Origin of the sequence: Mesorhizobium sp. M2A.F.Ca.ET.042.01.1.1, from assembly GCF_003997405.1 — a bacterium.
GTDB lineage: Bacteria > Pseudomonadota > Alphaproteobacteria > Rhizobiales > Rhizobiaceae > Mesorhizobium.
The window spans coordinates 1-1,808 of the sequence record NZ_RZRX01000514.1 but is presented as its reverse complement, the minus strand read 5'-3'; the positions used below and the strand labels follow the sequence as shown (position 1 = coordinate 1,808).

General features: G+C 63.9%; 1 protein-coding gene and 2 pseudogenes. All 3 read right to left on the bottom strand.

Translation table 11 applies throughout. The annotated features are described in order from the left end of the window. Positions 1 to 477 (bottom strand): annotated as a pseudogene (locus EOA23_RS34365) (serine--tRNA ligase); the annotation flags it as partial. 103 nt (positions 478 to 580) lie between these two features. Further along, a complete protein-coding gene (tatC, locus tag EOA23_RS34360; RefSeq protein ID WP_126060401.1) occupies positions 581 to 1,438 on the bottom strand; it encodes a twin-arginine translocase subunit TatC in 858 nt (285 codons plus the stop codon). Beyond that, positions 1,435 to 1,808, bottom strand: a pseudogene (locus EOA23_RS35960) (twin-arginine translocase subunit TatB); the annotation flags it as partial. The gene tatC and the pseudogene EOA23_RS35960, both read right to left, overlap by 4 nt.

Sequence of the window (1,808 nt, the reverse complement as noted above, 5' to 3'; positions counted from 1 at the left end):
CTCGAAATCCATCATGCCGAGCGCTTCGCCGATCTCGAAATGCTCCTTCACCCAGTTCGGCCGCGTCGGCACCTCGCCGACGATGCGCTTGACGACATTGTCGTGCTCGTCCTTGCCGACCGGCACGTCCTCCAGCGGCACGTTGGGCAGAACCGCCAGCGCGTCGTTCAGCGCTTTGTCGAGCTCGCGCTCGCGCGCCTCGCCGTTCTGGATGAACGCCTTGATGTCGCTGACTTCGCCCTTGAGCTTCTCGGCAAGTGCTGAATCGCCCGAACGCATGGCGTTGCCGATCTCCTTCGAGGCGGCATTGCGGCGCTCCTGCTTGACCTGCAATTCGCTGAGATGCGAGCGCCGCGCCTCGTCCTTGGCAATCAGGTCGTCGACCGTGGACTGCGCCTCGTCAGCCGACCACGAGCGCTTCACCAGCGCCTCGACAAGGGCCTTCGGGTTGTCGCGAATCCATTTGATGTCAAGCATGGTCGATCCTCAAAAGTAAGGACCGAGGGCGTAAACCGCATCGGCTATCGATGCAAGACGGCGGGTAGGCGCGCCGCGTCGATTTTCCCGGCTGGGAACCCGTTTAGCTGGACGAGGCGTCCGGCGTGTTGCTAGCGACCGAGTTCTCCGCCTGCTCGCGCGCCAGGCGGTCGCGTGCCTGGGCGCGCTCGATCATGCGCGATGACCAGATGGCGACCTCGTAGAGGATGATGGTCGGGATGGCGAGGCCGCACTGGCTCATCGGATCGGGCGGCGTCAGCACCGCGGCGACCACGAAGGAAAGCACGATCGCCCATTTGCGCTTCTCGGCCAGCGCCTGCGACGACAACAGCCCGACGCGCGTCAGAAGGCTGGTCACCACCGGCAGCTGGAACACCAGGCCAAAGGAGAAGATCAGCGTCATGATCAGGCTGAGATATTCCGAAACCTTCGGCAGCAGCGAAATCTGCACCTGGTCGTTGGTGCCGACCTGCTGCATGGCCAGGAAGAACCACATCACCATCGGGGTGAAGAAGAAATAGACCAGCGAGGCGCCCATCAGGAACAGGATGGGTGACGCGATCAGGAACGGCAGGAAGGCGCTGCGCTCGTTCTTGTAGAGGCCCGGCGCGATGAACTTGTAGATCTGCGTGGCGATCAGCGGGAAGGCGATCACCATGCCGCCGAACATGGCAAGCTTCACCTGGGTGAAGAAGAACTCCTGCGGCGCGGTATAGATGAGCTCGACCTTGTGCGGGTCGAGGCCTGCCCATTGCGTCGCCCATTTGAAGGGGATGACCAACAGGTTGAACAGGCGCTTGGCGAAGAAAAAGCAGACGAGGAAGGCGACGAAGAAGCCGCCCAGCGACCAGATCAGGCGGCGGCGCAACTCGATGAGATGCTCGATCAGCGGCGCCGACGATTTCTCGATTTCTTCCCGCTCCTTGTCCGATACGCTCACTTGGCGGCTCCCGCCGTCTTCTTGGTGTCAGCCGACTTCTTGGAGGCAGGCTTCCTGGCCGCGGCAGGCTTTGGCTCAGCCTTGGACGCGGCCTTCCCACCGGACGCTGCGGCTTTGGCCACAGCCGGCGCGGCCTTGGCCGGTGTCTTTGCCGCAGATGGCTTCGGTGGCACTACCGTTTTCGCCGCTGCGCTGGCCGTCTTGGCCTTCGCGGTTGCAGCTTTTTTCACCGGCTTGGCCGCCTCAGGCGCATCCGAAACCGGGGCGGTGACGGAGGCGTCGGTCATGGCCGGGAAGATCGGGGCGGCTGGGGCAGGCTCAGTCGCGCCGCCGGGCATGTCCGTCGCGCCGTTCTTGAGCGGCTCGGCGG